A 13,731-nucleotide genomic window follows, 5' to 3' on the forward strand; every position below is an offset into this window, starting at 1 on the left:
ACAGAGCAATGTCTCAGCATGACCGCTACATCAGCCCCTTTTCCACCCGGTATGCCTCGGACGAGATGCAGTATATCTTCTCGGACGACAACAAGTTCCGCACCTGGCGGCGGCTGTGGGTGGCGCTGGCCCGGGCCGAGATGAACCAGGGCCTGACCAACATCACCCCCGAGATGGTGGCCGAACTGGAAGCCCACGTGGACGACATCAATTATGAGGTCGCCATCGAGCGGGAGAAACTGGTCCGCCACGATGTCATGAGCCACGTCTACGCCTACGGTCAGCAGTGCCCCAAGGCGGCGGGTATCATCCATCTGGGCGCCACCAGCTGCTATGTGGGCGACAACACCGATATCATTGTCATGCGCCAGGGCCTCGAGCTAGTGCGCAAAAAGCTGGTGGGCGTGCTGGCCAAGCTGGCCCGCTTCGCCGCCGAGTACAAGGATATGCCCTGCATGGCCTACACCCACTGCCAGCCGGCCCAGCCCACCACCGTGGGCAAGCGGGCCACCCTCTGGGCCAACGAGCTGGTGATGGATCTGGCCGAGATTGACCATCGGCTGGCCACCCTCCAGCTCCGGGGCGTCAAAGGAACCACCGGCACCCAGGCCAGCTTTATGGAGCTGTTTAAGGGTGACGCCGACAAGATCCGCGCTGTGGACGCCTCCATCGCCAATGAGATGGGTTTTGCTTCCGACGCGGTGATCCCCGTCTCGGGCCAGACCTACAGCCGGAAGGTGGATGCCTTCATCCTCAACGCCCTGGCTGGCATCGGCCAGAGCTGCATGAAGTTCGCCACCGACCTGCGTCTGCTGGCCAACTTCAAGGAGATGGAGGAGCCCTTCGAGAAGAACCAGATCGGTTCTTCTGCCATGCCCTACAAGCGCAATCCCATGCGCTGTGAGCGGATCTGCGCCCTGGCCCGCTACCTGATGGTGGATGTGCTGAACCCCAGCTTCACCACCGGTACCCAGTGGTTTGAGCGGACCCTGGACGACAGCGCCAACAAGCGGGTGGCCATGGCTGAAGGGTTCCTTGCCACCGACGCCATCCTGAACATCATGCTGAACGTCACCGACGGCCTGGTGGTCTACCCCAAGGTGGTCCGCAGCCGTCTGATGGCCGAGCTGCCCTTTATGGCCAGCGAGAACATCATGATGCAGGCGGTGGAGAAGGGCGGCAACCGTCAGGAGCTCCACGAGCGTCTGCGCCAGCACGCCATCGCCGCCGGCAAGGTTGTCAAGGAAGAGGGCCTGCCCAACGACATGGTGGACCGGATCGCCGCCGACCCGGCCTTCGGCCTGACCAAAGAGGAGATCACCGCCGGCCTGGTGCCCGAGAACTTTGTGGGCCGCGCTCCCCAGCAGGTGGAGGAATTCCTGGCCCACGTGCTCCAGCCCATCTTCGACGCCAGCCCCGAGGCAATGGACATGAACGCCAGCCTGAGCGTATAATCAAAACGCCCGAATAAAATGCTTTTGGCCCGGGGCAAAACCCCGGGCCTTTTTCTGTACCAAACCCAAAACAAAAAGGAGGGACGCGCCATGCGTCTGGATAAATATCTGGCCGAGTCGGCCCAGTGTACCCGCAGCGAGGCCCGCGCCCTGCTCCAGAAGGGGCGGGTCAGCCTCAACGGGGCGGTGGTGAAAAAAGCCGACGCCAAGGTGGAAGAGGGGGACACCGTCTGCATCGACGGCGCGCCGGTGGCCTGGCAGCAGTTTGTCTATCTGATGCTCAACAAACCCGAGGGGGTGGTCAGCGCCAGCACCGACAAGCGGGATACCACGGTAGTGGACCTGGTGGGGGACGCCTACCCCCGGCGGGAGCTTTTTCCGGCGGGGCGGCTGGATAAGACCAGCACCGGCTTTGTGCTCCTGACCGACGACGGCGGTTTCGCCCATGACATCCTGACCCCCAAGCGCCATGTCTCCAAGACCTATCGGGTGGTGATCGACACCCCCCTGACCGAAGAGATGAAGGCGGGCTTTGCCGCCGGGGTCACCCTGGCGGACGGCACCGCCCTGGCCCCCGCTCAGGTGGAGGCCCTGACCCCCGACGGGCTCACGGTCCGGGTAGTGCTGGCCCAGGGGGTCTACCACCAGATCAAGCGGATGTTCGGGGTGTTCGGCGCGGGGGTCAACGCCCTCCACCGGGAGGCCATCGGGGGGCTGGCCCTGGATCCGGCCCTGGAACCCGGCCAGTGGCGGGAGCTGACGGCGGAAGAACTGGAAAAAATTACCGGAAAATGAGAGACCGTTTTCACCTCGTTTTCAAAAAGATATCACAATTTGAGGCTAAAATATGTCCAAGAACTACGCAATATGGTGTTTTTTGGACCGGATTTTACCCCTGGAAGATAATTTCACCAAGAAAATCAGAACGATTTTGGTGAAATATGTTGCAAAAGTAAATTCTTTTGTGTAAAATATAGATTGTACTGTGGGGAAATTGTGTAAAATCACAACCTAGCTTTGACATGCTTGTACAATCAAGGAAAAGGGGTATATACGTTATGGCCAACAGAGTATTTCAGAGCGTGATCTACCAGATGAAGGATGCGATCGACCGGGTGGTCGGCGTGGTCGATGAGACCGGGGCGGTGATCTCCTGCTCCGAGCTGAACCTGATCGGCGAGGTGCGCGAAGGCTTTGTGGCCGAACGCCTGTCCGCTGGGGATTGCTTCACCCGGGACGGGTACACCTACCAGCAGTTCTCCAGCGCCAAGCACAATGACTATGCGGTCTTTGTGGAAGGTGCGGATGAAGTTGCGGGCCAGTTTGCGGCGGTTCTGTCCATCAGCTTGCAGAGCATCAAACAATATCACGACGAAAAGTTCGATAAAGCCAACTTTATCAAGAACGTGGTCCTGGACAACATCCTGCCCGGCGACATCTACGCCAAGGCCCGGGAGCTGCACTTCGCCACCGATGTGTCCCGGGTGGTGTTCATCGTCCGGGTGGCCTCGGGTAGCGACATCTCCGCCTACGATGTGGTCAGCAGCCTGTTCCCGGACAAGCAGAAGGACTTTGTGTTCAACATCAGCGAGACCGATACCGTCCTGGTTAAGGAGATCCGGAAAGGGATCGACCGCTCCGATATGGAGAAACTGGCCGCCAGCATCGTGGACACCCTGTCCGGCGAGCATTACATCAAGGCCGTGGTGGGCATCGGCACCCCCATCTCCAACATGAAGGACCTGGCCACCAGCTTCAAGGAAGCGCAGATCGCCATGGAAGTCAGCAAGGTGTTTGACACCGAAAAGCAGATCATCCGCTACGACAACCTCGGCATCGCCCGCCTGATCTACCAGCTGCCCACCACCGTCTGCGAGATGTTCCTGCGGGAGGTGTTCAAACAGGGCAGCATCGAGAGCCTCGATCAGGAGACCCTGTTCACCATTCAGCGCTTCTTTGAAAACAACCTGAACGTCTCGGAGACCAGCCGCGGCCTGTTTGTCCACCGCAATACCCTTGTCTACCGTCTGGAAAAAATCAAAAAATTAACTGGGCTGGATCTGCGTGAGTTCGACGACGCCATCGTCTTTAAGGTGGCGCTGATGGTCAAAAAATACCTGTCCAACAATCCGGCCAAGTACTAAACGACAGCGGCCTTTGCCGCCCGTCAGGACCGGCCCTTATGTCCAAACCAAAGGCCGGTCCTTTTGTCTGTTCAGGAGATTTCGCCGCTCCTTTTGGGGCGGCTGCGGCCTTGCGCGGGGCCGAAACCGCGCAGAAATCTAAAATGCAGGAGCCAACACGCATGATTGATTTTGAGCATGTATCCAAAGCGTATAAAAAGGGAGATCACCTGGCGCTGGATGACGTCAGCCTGCACATTACGTCGGGCGAGTTCGTCTTTCTGCTGGGACATTCCGGCGCGGGCAAATCCACCCTGCTCAAGCTGATCCTCCGGGAGGAAAAACCCACCTCGGGCAAAGTCTTTGTGGATGGCAAAAACGTCGCTGCCCTGCGGCGGAGCCAGATCCCTTATCTGCGCCGGCAGATGGGCATCATCTTTCAGGATTTCCGGCTGATCCCCAGCATGACCGTCTATGAGAACGTGGCCTTCGCCATGCATGTAACCAACATCGCCCGGAAAGAGATCCGGGAGCGGGTGCCCTACATGCTGGAGCTGGTTCATCTGGAGGATAAAGCCAACGTCTACCCCCAATATCTTTCGGGCGGCGAACAGCAGCGGGTGGCCGTGGCCCGGGCTCTGGCCCACGCCCCCAAGCTGGTCATTGCCGACGAGCCCACCGGCAACATCGACCCCGAGCTGAGCCTCGAGATGATGGAGCTTTTGGAGCGGGTGAGCAAGATGGGGATTACCGTTCTGGTGGTTACCCACGAACACGAGCTGGTGCACCGGTTTAACCAGCGGGTGATTACATTGAACCATGGCAGGATCATTTCGGACGTGCCTGCTGCACAGGAGGTGACGGTCGGATGAAACTCTCTACCTTTGGTTTTCTGATTGGCCGGGGCCTGCGGAACCTGGGCACCCACTGGGCCATGACCCTGGCCTGTGTGGGCTCCATGGCCGTCTGCATGACCCTGAACACGGCCGCCCAGCTGGCCGAAGTCAATGTGGACAGCATGGTCAATTACTTGGGCAGCCAGAACGAGACCGTGGTCTATCTGGACCCCGAGTGCGACGATGCCACCGCCGCCCAGGCGGGGGAGAAGATCTCCGCCCTCAACGGGGTCAGCAACGTGATCTACGTCTCCAAGGAAGACGTTCTGGATACATACCGCGACTATATGGAGGAATACGCCTCCCTCTGGGATGAGTTTGAAAACGACAACCCCTTTAAAGCCAACTACCGGGTCACCGTCTCCGACCTGACCCAGCTGAGCCAGCTCAGCAAACAGATGGAGCGGATCCCCGGGGTGGTCAAGGTGACCGCCCCCATGGACCTGACCAACACCTTTGTGGAGATTCAGCAGACGGTGACCAAGGTGGGCGCCGGCTTTGTCATTGTCCTGATGGTGGTCAGTGTCATCACGGTGGGCAGCACCATCCGTCTGAGCGTCTTTGCCCGGCGGCGTGAGGTGGAGATCATGAAATATGTGGGCGCCACCAACGCCCTGGTCACCCTGCCCTTTGTGGTGGAGGGCCTGGCCATCGGCTTTATCGCCGGCGGCATCTCGGCCGGCGCCAGCATCGGCGGCTATGCGGCCCTGGTGAACGCGGCGGGCGGTCTCGGCGGCATCTGGCAGATGCTGGTGGGCTCCTCTCTGGTGCCTCTGAAGTCGGTCTGGCCCACCATCCTCTCCAGCAGCCTGGTCAGCGGCGCGCTGGTGGGCGGCCTGGGCAGTATGTTCTCCATCCGCAAGCATCTGAACGTATAATCGAGGGGGGATAGAGCACCGTGAAAGACGCAAAGCACGCAAAATCCCATCCGCTGGCCGCCCGGCTGATGCGGGTGGTCAGTCTGACCGTGGCGGCGGCCTGCCTGACCGTCAGCATCGGCAGCGTCGCCCCCCAGGTCCGCGCCACCAGTGTCAGCGATCTGCAGCAGAAGCTGGAACAGATCCAGCAGCAGATGGAACAGCACAAGGCGGATCTGGCCGACGCCAAAAAAGAGGCTGAGGCCGCCGCTGCCCTGGAGGCAGATCTGCGGGAGCAGGTGAGCATCATCCAGAGTCAGATCGCAGTGCTCAAGAGCGAGATCGCCGCGGTCCAGAACGACATCGGTGAGAAGGAGCAGGAGATCGAGGCCAAAACCGCCGAGATCGCCCTCCAGGAAGAGAACATCGCCGTCCAGTGGGAGGACTTTAAAACCCACATGGCCGCCATGCAGGAGCTGCGGGAGGGCGGCACGGTAGCGATGCTCAGTGCCGTCACCGATCTGTACCAGCTTTTGACCTTCAGCGAGGTGATGCAGGATATCTCGGTGCGGGACACCGAAATCCTCAACGAGATGCGGGACGCCAAGGCGGCGCTGGAAGCGGCCCGTCAGGAGCTGGAGGATGAGAAGGCTGTCCTGGTGAGCCAGAAGAACAAGCTGGACGCCTCCAACGCCCAGATGCAGCAGAAACAGTCTGAACTGCAGAGCAGCCTGGCGGCGGCCCAGCTCTCGGCCGAGGAGGCCGCAGCGGCCAAGCAGGCCGCCCAGGAAGCGCTGGATTCGGACGAGATGAACTACGAAGCCGTCCAGGCCGAGATCCAGAAGATCATCGCCGCGGCGGCCCAGTCCCAGACCAGTATGAGCTTTACCGGCTTCATCTGCCCCCTTAAGACATACAGCCGAATTTCCAGCGAGTACGGCTACCGGGTCAACCCGGTGACCGGCGTCTATAAGCTTCACGGCGGCATCGACTTTGCGGCGGCCGGCGGCACCCCCATCTATGCGGCGGCCAGCGGCTATGTGTCGGTGGCGGGCTGGAGCACCGGCGGCTACGGCAACTACGTCATCATCTACCACGGCAGTATGAACGACGGCGCCGACTACTCCACCCTTTACGGCCATATGCGGAGCATTGTGGCCAAACAAGGCACCTATGTTTCCCAGGGCGAACTGATTGGCTATGTGGGCACCACCGGCAACTCCACCGGCAACCACCTCCACCTGGAGGTCTGGCAGGGCCGCTCCAACGCCAGCCGGGTCAACCCCCGCCAGTACGTCCCCATCCCCCACAACTGATTTGATCGAGCAGAAAGGCAATCACCATGAAAGAAACAAAGCGCAAACAGATCCAGCGGATCGCCTGCCTGGTTTTGGCCGGGGCGTTCATCCTCTCCATTCTGAGCAGTCTGCTGCTGATGTTCTCTGTTTGACGGGAGGTAAACCTGCATGAACAAAAAGATATCCCTCGGCATGATGGCCACCATTGTGATCCTGGCCATGACGGTTACCTTTTCGGTGACCATGCTGCTGGCGATGCGCCTGTTTGACAGCACCGTCTCCAGCGTCAAGGAGAAGGAGAGCATGTACAGCAAGATCGCCGAGCTGGACCGCTACATCCGCAGCAACGACTATTACACCATCGACGAGACCCTGCTCTATGACACCATCTCGTCGGGCTACATTCTGGGCACCGGCGACAAGTACGCCCGGTATTACACCGCCTCGGCTTACACCGAGCTGCTGAACATCCAGAACGGGACCCTCATCGGCATCGGCGTGGAGCTGGCCCGGGATCAGACCGGCTATGCCCGGGTTCTGAAAGTCTACGAGGGTTCTCCCGCCCAGGATGCGGGCATCGTGGCGGGGGATTACATCACCTCCATCGACAATGTGGACGTCAAGGGCCTGACCACCGTGGATGCCATCCAGGCCCGGCTGCGGGGCGAGACCGGCACCACCGTCAAGATCGTCTGGCTCAACGCCGAAAAGGCCGAGCAGTCGGTGGAGCTGACCCGCTCGGGGTATGTGAGCACCACCATCGACTACCAGATGACCGCCGGCAATGTTGGCTATATCAAGATCCGGCAGTTTGACTCCACCACCCCCAGCGAGCTGGACTATGCCGTCCGCGCCCTGAGCGGCTCGGGCGCCACCAGCCTGGTGTTCGACCTGCGGGACAACGCCGGCGGCGTTCTGGACGAGGCGCTGAGCTGCATTGACCTGCTCTGCCCCGAGGGGGCCTTGGCCTACGCCGAGGATAAGAACGGCAACCAGGAGCTGCTGGGCAGCAGCAGCGGGGACAGCGTCGTGGAGCTGCCCATGGTCTGTCTGGTGAACGGCAACACTGCCAGCGCCGCGGAGCTCTTCGCCAGCTGCCTGCGCACCCTGAGCGGCGCCCGCCTGGTGGGTACCACCACCCTGGGCAAGGGCACCATCCAGTCCAGCCCTCAGCGCCTGTCGGACGGCAGCGCTGTGGTGGTCACGGTGGCCAAGCTGATCAGCTGCGACGGCACCAGCTTTGACGGTGTGGGCCTTGTGCCGGATGTGGAGCGCGCACTCTCGGCCGACGAGCAGGCCATGTATTACACCTATACGGTGGAAACCGACCCCCAGATTCTGCGGGCGGTGAGCACGGCCCAGTACATGAGCGGCAGCTCCACCGTGACCGCCATGAGCGAGCTGGAACCGGCCCAGCCCTCTGCTGAGAGCCAGGCCGCCAGCGAGACCGCCCAGCCCGAGGGCGAAACCGCTTCCTCGGAGGCTGCCGCCGCTGAGGCCGACAGCACCGCCTCTTCGGAGGCGGAGTAAAACGCCTCTTTTGCGAACACAATGAAAATCAAAAGGCCCCCGGGAGAATCTGCCGGAGGCCTTTTTGCGGAAAAAGAATATGGAAAGGATGCACCCTCTATGCCGGAACTGACCGATCTTTCCACCATCCGGGCCCTGTGCGAAAAATACGATTTCTCGCTTTCCAAGGGCTACGGACAGAACTTCATCATCAACTCGGGGGTCTGCCCCAAAATCGTGGACGGCAGCGGCATTGACGGCCGCTGGGGCGTCATCGAAATCGGGCCGGGCATCGGCGTGCTGACCAAGGAGCTGGCCCGCCGGGCGGCCAAGGTGGTGGCCATCGAGGTAGATCAGCGTCTGCCCCCGGTGCTGGCCGAGACCCTGGCGGAATTTGACAACGTGAAAATCGTTCTCCAGGACGTGCTGACAGTGGATCTGCACCAGCTGATCCGGGAGGAATTCCCCGATATGCCGGTGGCGGTCTGCGCCAATCTGCCCTACTATATCACCAGCCCCATCATCATGAAGCTGCTGGAGGACCGGCTGCCCATCCAGTCGGTGACGGTCATGGTCCAGAAGGAGGCCGCCGACCGGCTGGCCGCCGATCCCGGCACCCGGGAGAGCGGCGCCGTCAGCTGTGCGGTGCAGTATTACGCCCAGCCCAAGCTCCTGTTCAGTGTTCAGCCGGGCAGCTTCTACCCGGCCCCCAAGGTGACCAGTGCGGTGGTCCGGCTGGACATCCGCTCTGCCCCGCCGGTTCAGGTGACCGATGAGAAAGGGTTCTTTGCCCTGGTGCGGGCGGCCTTTGGCCAGCGGCGGAAAACCGCCGCCAACGCCATCGCCGCCGGCCTGGGCCTGCCCAAGGAGCGGGTCCAGGCCGCTCTGGAGGCTGCCGGGCTGGATGTGCGGATCCGCCCCGAGAAGCTGACCCTGGAAGATTTCGCGGCGGTACAGGCCGCCCTGGCTCAGGGCAACTGACCCGGCCCAAAAACGCGCTTGCAAAACCAGCGGGGAGATGCTATAATAAAAAAGATCTCCTGCTGGTGTGGCGCAATGGCAGCGCAACTGATTTGTAATCAGTGGGTTGCAGGTTCAACTCCTGTCACCAGCTCCAGATAAAAGGCCGAAGATGCGTTGAAAGCACGCGTCTTCGGCTTTTTTGTTTCCGTAAACCGGGGAAGGGGGTTAAACTTCCGCCTCTTGCATCTTTGCCGGCCCCGGACAGCCCCGGGCGATCTCCATAAAGGCCTCCATCTGGGGGGTGAGCCATTTGTCTTTGTGGTAGAACAGCTGGCGGCGCATCTGGATGCGGCAGTCCGGCACATCCAGAATCACCACCCGTCCCCCCGCAAGACAGGGCCGAACCAGGTACTCCGGCAGAAAGGAGAGACCCATGCCCCGCTCCACCAGCTGACAGAGCAGATCGGCGCTGCCCAGTTCCAGGTAAGGGTGGAGGGCCAGATGCCGGGCGGCCAGAGCCTGTTCCAGGGCGTCCCGGTAGCTCTTTCCCCGCTCGGTGAGCAGGAACTCCTGCCGGGTCAGCGCCTGCAAGGGGACGCTGGCCTCCCCCGCCAGAGGATGAGAGGCCGGGGCGATGAAGCAGATGGGCTCCGGCTCGTCCAGGGCCAGCACCATGTTGGGGTGAGCCAGAGGGTGGTCCATGGTGTAGGCCAGGTCGATCTGGTTGGCGTTCAGGAGGGAGACCATCTCTTCGGTTACCATCGTCCGGACCACCAGCTCCACCTGGGGGCACCGGGCGTGGAACGCCTCCGCCAGCGCGGGCAGAAAGGCGCTGCACAGGGAGTCCACCATGGCCACCCGCAGGGTGCCCCGGGCCTGGGGCACCTGCTGAAGGGCACTGCGGGCCTGCTGAGCGGTGGTCAGCAGGGTGCGGGCGTAGCCCAGAAAGGTCTGGCCCGCATCGGTCAGCCGGACGGTTTTTCCCACCCGGTCAAAGAGGGGCGCCCCCAGCTCCGACTCCAGTTGTGCAATCTGGGCCGAGACCGCCGACTGGGAGTAGCCCAGCTCCCGGGCTGTGCGGGAAAAGCTGTGGAGCTCGGCTACATGAAGAAAGGTGTTGATGTTCCGCAGCTCCATGGGCTTACCTCTCCTGGGCCGGGCAGATCTCCCGGACGGTCAGCTGGTCACCGTCTACAACAAAACGGATTTCCAGATCGTTAAATTCCATTCCGTATACCCGCTCGGGGTCGTGCTGATAGGAGGGGCGGGGGTCGTTTTCCAGCACGCCCCGCAGAGCTTCCTGCTGCTCCGGCGGCACCAGGGCCCAGAGGTCCGGGTCGCAGAGAACTTCCAGCCGGTGGCTCTGGGTTTGCGCTGTGAAGCCCTCGGCGGCCTCGGGATGGGCGTCCACATAGGGCAGATAGGGCTTGATATCATAGAGGGGGGTGCCGTCCATCAGATCAGCCCCCAGAACGTGAAGCACCGGCCCCCGGGCGGGGTCCAGCTCGATCCGTTCCAGCTTCACGCAGGAGAGCCCCAGAGGATTGGGGCGGAAAGGGGAGCGGGTGGCAAAAACTCCCACCCGGGTGTTGCCCCCCAGCCGGGGCGGGCGGACGGTGGGGGACCAGCTGTCCCGCACCGCCCGGGAAAACTGCCAGATCAGCCAGACGTGGCTGAATTCTTCCAGCCCCCGCACTGCCTCGGGAACCCGGTATTCCGGCTCAAAGACGATCTCGGCCCGCAGCCCCTCCACCAGGCCGCTCTGCCGGGGGATGCCGAACTTGGTGGGGAAAGGGGTATGAATGTGCGCAATGACCTTTAAAGGCGGGTTCTGCATTTCTTTTTCGTCCATTGGTTGATTCTCCCTTGCTTTATAGTCCGCGGCAGAAGCCCACAGCCTTGCCCTCGATCTGAATTTCTTCCAGCTGGGCCCCGGTGTAGACCATGGGCGGGCAGATGGCGGCGTTGTCGGCCAAGAGCATAACGGTGCCGCCCTGACGGTGGAAGTGTTTCAGGGTGGCTTCCTCCCCGATCCGCACGGCGGCGATCTCGCCCTGTTCCACCTGGGGCTGTTTCCGGATGCAGACGATGTCTCCGTCCCGGATGGTGGGGGCCATGCTGTCCCCGTGGCAGGTCAGAGCAAAATCGGCGTGCCAGGCTGCCGGAACACCAATGTAGGACTCGATGTTCTGCTCGGCGGTAATGGGAGTGCCGCAGGCGATGGAGCCCACCAGGGGCACCCGGACCATCTCGGGCAGGGGCTCAAACCCGGCGGGGGGAGCGGGGGCGTCGTCGTCGGTAATGCCCATCAGGTAGGCGGTGGAGGTGCCCAGGGCCCGGGCGAACTCGGCCACTTTGGCGTTGGGGATATCATTGATCCCTTTTTCGATTTTATTGATGGAAGATTTGGAGCGGTAGCCCAGCCGGCGGGCCAATTCTTCCTGGGAGAGATCCAGCTTCTCCCGGCGCTGTCGGATGCGCAGAGCTAAGATATCCATAGGTTGTGTTCCTCCTGGTGGGCCAAAAGGCCGTGGTTAGGGTATCATGGCCTTAGTATACCACAGGTGGTTATTTAAAATCAACTTTTATCCACAAATTTCTGAAAATGGGTTGACAAAAAATCAACCAGGTGCTAAGATTCGGTCAGTGGATTAAAATTCAACGCAAACGGTTCAGAAAGGGGTAAAAAGAAATGACAGATATTGTACGACTGCGGGAGCATATCCGCCAGAGCGGGTATAAGCTGGGCCACATCGCCCAGGTCATGGGGATCAGCGCCAACACCCTTCGTCTCAAGCTGATTGAGCAGAGCGAGTTCAAGGTGGGAGAAGCGGAGCGGCTGGCCACCCTGCTGGGGCTTACCCCCGAGGAACGGGAGGCCTGTTTCTGGGTGCGGGGAGAGAAAGGGAGATTTTAAATCCATTTGTGGAAGGACGGAGGGATGGAATGACCAACGAACAACGCCAGCAAGTGAAGAAGGCTCTCTGGAATTATGGCATCTTGCAGCGGTTTGAGAGTGAGGAGAACCGGCGCTGGTGCGATGCCATCCAGGAGACCATTGACTACTATAAAGACCGTGACCCCATCCGGGAGGGGCTGCTGCAAATTCGATATCTGGAACACACCACCGAAGAGAAAACCCTGGACAAGCTCCACATCGGGCGTACCACCTATCAAAAAGCCCAGCTGGACCTATTGAGCACCCTGGCGGTGTTTGCGGCCCGGCGGGGGCTGCTCTGAGGGGCGGATGAGCGCAAAAACGCCCGGCGCAATAAGAGCGCCGGGCGTTGGGCCCCGGGGCGGTTTAGTCCTCGGGCTCGTTCTTATTTTGGGAGGCGCGCTCGCACCGTTCGTGGCAGGCGGAGCAGTTGCCCCCGCAGCCCTCGCCCTTCCAGCCGCCGTTTTTGGAAATCCAAACCACGGCCAGGGCAAACAGTACGACCAGCACGATCAGGGTGATGATCCCGCGTACAGTCAACATATTGGTAAACCTCGCTTATGACAGGTGTGGCCCGCTGGGCCAAAGAATTTGCAGGAACAGTATACAACACTTTGGGCCCGAGGGCAATCCTCTCCAGGGGGGAAGCACTGAATTTTCAAAGAAAAAGAGCGCTGCTTCGGAGAAAAAACAAAAGATGGCTTTGCATACAGAAAAAATCGAAAAAACCCTTGCATTTTGATCGGGGGCGTGGTATAATAATCGCGTTCCGATCCGGAGGATTAGCTCAGCTGGTTAGAGCACCTGCATCACACGCAGGGGGTCTGGGGTTCGAGTCCCTAATTCTCCACCATAAAAACCCGAACGCTTTGGCGTTCGGGTTTTTTCTTTTCTGCGGCCGGTGCGGCTGACAGGGACTGCATTTCTCGCTGGCCATTGCGGTTGCAGCAGGCTTGACTGAGCGCCCGGATGCCGAGGAGAAGCCCGCAGAAGGAGCTATCATACAAGGATGATAAAATCGAAGACCGCTGCTGAACGGAAGTTTTGAACCGCCCCATATTGTGCGGACAGTACAAAAAAGAGGCCTGCAAGGGATAGAACAAGCGAATCAAAGACTGGCCTGGCGAAGCGAGAGCGGAGCCAGGCCAGTCTTTGTCTGGAGCCGCTCGTGGTTATAGAAGTGGATGTACTCGTCGATCAGATCGTTGGCCTGCTGAAATGTCTTGAGCTTTTGGCGGTAGATGCATTCTGTTTTCAGGATACCGAAAAAATTTTCGGCCATTGCGTTGTCATAGCAGTTTCCGCGTCTTGACATGGAAGGCGTAATGCCGTAAGATTGAGTCAGCTTAAAATATCCGTGTGAGGTATATTGAAAGCCCTGGTCGCTGTGGAGGTGCAACTCCCCAGCGACTTTCGCTTTCTTCATGGCAAGGCGAATGGTGTCCAGCACCAGATTCACCGTTTGCTGGGCTGCAGTCTTGTAGGCCACAATGCTGTTGTCGTATAAATCCCGGATCATGGACAGGTACAGGACACCTTGTTCTGTATGGATATAAGAGATATCTGTGACCCATTTGCTGTTAGGTCTTTCTGTGTGGAAATCCCTATTCAGCAGATTTTCATATCTGTGAACCTGCTGTCCAAGCTGCTTCCACTGCCTGCGTCTGCGTATTTCAGACAGCAATCCGTTTGT

The 13,731-nt window shown here is 60.3% G+C and carries 15 protein-coding genes and 2 tRNA genes; 12 read left to right on the forward strand and 5 right to left on the reverse strand.

Annotated features, from left to right (window positions below):
- Positions 1-8: 8 nt before the first annotated feature.
- The 9 genes from purB to JCM17207_RS01600 all read left to right on the forward strand — a co-directional run bounded on the left by purB (position 9) and on the right by JCM17207_RS01600 (position 9,254).
- On the forward strand, positions 9-1,454 hold the full coding sequence (gene purB / locus JCM17207_RS01560) for an adenylosuccinate lyase (protein WP_238315796.1): 1,446 nt from the start codon (positions 9-11) through the stop codon (positions 1,452-1,454).
- Positions 1,455-1,544: 90 nt separating this feature from the next.
- The gene (locus JCM17207_RS01565) at positions 1,545-2,249 is read left to right on the forward strand and encodes a pseudouridine synthase (RefSeq protein ID WP_238315798.1); all 705 of its coding nucleotides are present in this window, start codon (positions 1,545-1,547) and stop codon (positions 2,247-2,249) included.
- Positions 2,250-2,512: 263 nt separating this feature from the next.
- Entirely contained in the window at positions 2,513-3,598 is a 1,086-nt protein-coding gene (locus JCM17207_RS01570) for a PucR family transcriptional regulator (RefSeq protein WP_238315800.1), read from the forward strand.
- 161 nt (positions 3,599-3,759) lie between these two features.
- Positions 3,760-4,449, forward strand: coding sequence for a cell division ATP-binding protein FtsE (gene ftsE / locus JCM17207_RS01575; RefSeq protein ID WP_238315802.1), 690 nt, complete (start codon positions 3,760-3,762; stop codon positions 4,447-4,449).
- On the forward strand, positions 4,446-5,351 hold the full coding sequence (locus tag JCM17207_RS01580) for a permease-like cell division protein FtsX (protein WP_238315803.1): 906 nt from the start codon (positions 4,446-4,448) through the stop codon (positions 5,349-5,351). Before ftsE ends, JCM17207_RS01580 begins: the two co-directional genes overlap by 4 nt.
- Positions 5,352-5,371: 20 nt before the next feature.
- On the forward strand, positions 5,372-6,646 hold the full coding sequence (locus JCM17207_RS01585; RefSeq protein WP_238315805.1) for a M23 family metallopeptidase: 1,275 nt from the start codon (positions 5,372-5,374) through the stop codon (positions 6,644-6,646).
- 150 nt (positions 6,647-6,796) lie between these two features.
- A complete protein-coding gene (locus tag JCM17207_RS01590; protein WP_238315807.1) occupies positions 6,797-8,158 on the forward strand; it encodes a S41 family peptidase in 1,362 nt (453 codons plus the stop codon).
- 99 nt (positions 8,159-8,257) lie between these two features.
- Complete coding sequence (gene rsmA, locus JCM17207_RS01595; protein WP_238315809.1) at positions 8,258-9,118, forward strand: 16S rRNA (adenine(1518)-N(6)/adenine(1519)-N(6))-dimethyltransferase RsmA; 861 nt, start codon at positions 8,258-8,260, stop codon at positions 9,116-9,118.
- Between the two features lie 61 nt (positions 9,119-9,179).
- Positions 9,180-9,254: transfer RNA gene (locus JCM17207_RS01600), tRNA-Thr, on the forward strand.
- Positions 9,255-9,325: 71 nt separating this feature from the next.
- Here JCM17207_RS01600 and JCM17207_RS01605 read toward each other — a convergent pair.
- Genes JCM17207_RS01605 through JCM17207_RS01615 form a run of 3 tightly spaced genes read right to left on the reverse strand, consistent with a single transcriptional unit; the run spans position 9,326 to position 11,598 of the window.
- Complete coding sequence (locus tag JCM17207_RS01605) at positions 9,326-10,237, reverse strand: LysR family transcriptional regulator (protein ID WP_238315811.1); 912 nt, start codon at positions 10,235-10,237, stop codon at positions 9,326-9,328.
- A gap of 4 nt (positions 10,238-10,241) precedes the next feature.
- Entirely contained in the window at positions 10,242-10,952 is a 711-nt protein-coding gene (tsaA, locus tag JCM17207_RS01610; RefSeq protein ID WP_238315818.1) for a tRNA (N6-threonylcarbamoyladenosine(37)-N6)-methyltransferase TrmO, read from the reverse strand.
- 19 nt (positions 10,953-10,971) lie between these two features.
- The gene (locus JCM17207_RS01615; RefSeq protein ID WP_238315820.1) at positions 10,972-11,598 is read right to left on the reverse strand and encodes a LexA family protein; all 627 of its coding nucleotides are present in this window, start codon (positions 11,596-11,598) and stop codon (positions 10,972-10,974) included.
- 194 nt (positions 11,599-11,792) lie between these two features.
- Between JCM17207_RS01615 and JCM17207_RS01620 the strand changes: the two genes are divergently transcribed.
- Both JCM17207_RS01620 and JCM17207_RS01625 read left to right on the forward strand, forming a co-directional pair.
- Positions 11,793-12,017 (forward strand): helix-turn-helix domain-containing protein, encoded by a 225-nt coding sequence (locus JCM17207_RS01620; protein ID WP_238315822.1) that lies wholly within the window; start codon positions 11,793-11,795, stop codon positions 12,015-12,017.
- Between the two features lie 29 nt (positions 12,018-12,046).
- The gene (locus JCM17207_RS01625) at positions 12,047-12,340 is read left to right on the forward strand and encodes a SqdX protein (RefSeq protein ID WP_238315823.1); all 294 of its coding nucleotides are present in this window, start codon (positions 12,047-12,049) and stop codon (positions 12,338-12,340) included.
- Positions 12,341-12,404: 64 nt separating this feature from the next.
- Here JCM17207_RS01625 and JCM17207_RS01630 read toward each other — a convergent pair whose 3' ends face one another.
- Positions 12,405-12,581, reverse strand: coding sequence for a FeoB-associated Cys-rich membrane protein (locus JCM17207_RS01630; RefSeq protein WP_238315825.1), 177 nt, complete (start codon positions 12,579-12,581; stop codon positions 12,405-12,407).
- Positions 12,582-12,814: 233 nt separating this feature from the next.
- Between JCM17207_RS01630 and JCM17207_RS01635 the strand changes: the two genes are divergently transcribed.
- A tRNA-Val gene (locus JCM17207_RS01635) sits at positions 12,815-12,891 on the forward strand.
- 255 nt (positions 12,892-13,146) lie between these two features.
- On the opposite strand, the gene JCM17207_RS01640 is transcribed toward JCM17207_RS01635, so the two are convergent.
- Complete coding sequence (locus JCM17207_RS01640; RefSeq protein ID WP_238315828.1) at positions 13,147-13,722, reverse strand: IS3 family transposase; 576 nt, start codon at positions 13,720-13,722, stop codon at positions 13,147-13,149.
- Positions 13,723-13,731 lie beyond the last annotated feature (9 nt).

This window comes from Faecalibacterium gallinarum (assembly GCF_022180365.1).
Lineage (GTDB): Bacteria > Bacillota > Clostridia > Oscillospirales > Ruminococcaceae > Faecalibacterium > Faecalibacterium gallinarum.

Excerpts from the sequence above, each read along its gene's own strand:
- JCM17207_RS01630 (WP_238315825.1), bottom strand. The coding sequence starts at position 12,581 with ATGTTGACTGTACGCGGGATCATCACCCTGATCGTGCTGGTCGTACTG.
- JCM17207_RS01605 (WP_238315811.1), bottom strand. The coding sequence starts at position 10,237 with ATGGAGCTGCGGAACATCAACACCTTTCTTCATGTAGCCGAGCTCCAC.
- rsmA (WP_238315809.1), top strand. The coding sequence starts at position 8,258 with ATGCCGGAACTGACCGATCTTTCCACCATCCGGGCCCTGTGCGAAAAA.
- JCM17207_RS01615 (WP_238315820.1), bottom strand. The coding sequence starts at position 11,598 with ATGGATATCTTAGCTCTGCGCATCCGACAGCGCCGGGAGAAGCTGGAT.
- purB (WP_238315796.1), top strand. The coding sequence starts at position 9 with ATGTCTCAGCATGACCGCTACATCAGCCCCTTTTCCACCCGGTATGCC.
- JCM17207_RS01620 (WP_238315822.1), top strand. The coding sequence starts at position 11,793 with ATGACAGATATTGTACGACTGCGGGAGCATATCCGCCAGAGCGGGTAT.
- JCM17207_RS01625 (WP_238315823.1), top strand. The coding sequence starts at position 12,047 with ATGACCAACGAACAACGCCAGCAAGTGAAGAAGGCTCTCTGGAATTAT.
- JCM17207_RS01580 (WP_238315803.1), top strand. The coding sequence starts at position 4,446 with ATGAAACTCTCTACCTTTGGTTTTCTGATTGGCCGGGGCCTGCGGAAC.
- ftsE (WP_238315802.1), top strand. The coding sequence starts at position 3,760 with ATGATTGATTTTGAGCATGTATCCAAAGCGTATAAAAAGGGAGATCAC.
- JCM17207_RS01570 (WP_238315800.1), top strand. The coding sequence starts at position 2,513 with ATGGCCAACAGAGTATTTCAGAGCGTGATCTACCAGATGAAGGATGCG.
- tsaA (WP_238315818.1), bottom strand. The coding sequence starts at position 10,952 with ATGGACGAAAAAGAAATGCAGAACCCGCCTTTAAAGGTCATTGCGCAC.
- JCM17207_RS01590 (WP_238315807.1), top strand. The coding sequence starts at position 6,797 with ATGAACAAAAAGATATCCCTCGGCATGATGGCCACCATTGTGATCCTG.
- JCM17207_RS01565 (WP_238315798.1), top strand. The coding sequence starts at position 1,545 with ATGCGTCTGGATAAATATCTGGCCGAGTCGGCCCAGTGTACCCGCAGC.